The 610-nt window shown below is 63.9% G+C and carries 1 pseudogene; it reads left to right on the top strand.

The features are described from left to right. Positions 1-610: pseudogene (locus ACFOM8_RS23065) on the top strand (IS5 family transposase); the annotation flags it as partial.

Here is a 610-nt window from a genome sequence, read left to right as displayed (position 1 = left end):
GACGCGCCGAAGGAATTCGGTCCGGCGAAGACCCTCTACAACCGCTGGAAGCGCTGGAGCGACAACGGGGTCTTCGCCCGGATCCTGGTGGGCCTGGCCGCCGAAAGCGCCGAACGCAAGACGATCACGATCGACGCGACCTATCTCAAGGCACACCGCACGGCATCGAGCCCGCGGGTCAAAACAGGGGGCGAGCGCGCCAGATCGGACGAACCAAAGGTGGCATGAACACCACGTTGCACGCTGTCGCGGATGCGAAGGGGCGGCCGATCGGGTTCTTCATGTCCGCCAGGCAGGTCAGCGATTATACCGGCGCGGCGGCGCTGCTGGGCAGCCTGCCGAAGGCGGGGTGGCTGCTCGCCGACAGAGGCTGTGACGCTGACTGGTTCCAACACTCGTTGAAGACAAGGGGATAAAGGTTTGCATCCCGGACCGGAAGTCTCGCAAGAAGGCTGCCAGATACGACAAGCGGCGCTACAAACGGCGCAACCGCATCGAGATCATGTTCGGCCGTCTCAAGGACTGGCGGCGCCTTGCAGCCCGATACGACCGGTGCCCGGAAACGTTCTTCTCTGCGATCATGCTCGCCGCAACCGTCTTGTTCTGGCCG

Source organism: Paracoccus angustae, from assembly GCF_042648745.1.
In the GTDB taxonomy this organism is placed as follows: domain Bacteria; phylum Pseudomonadota; class Alphaproteobacteria; order Rhodobacterales; family Rhodobacteraceae; genus Paracoccus; species Paracoccus angustae.
Note: the sequence above shows the minus strand (reverse complement) of the source record. Positions and strands in the feature narration are given on the sequence as shown.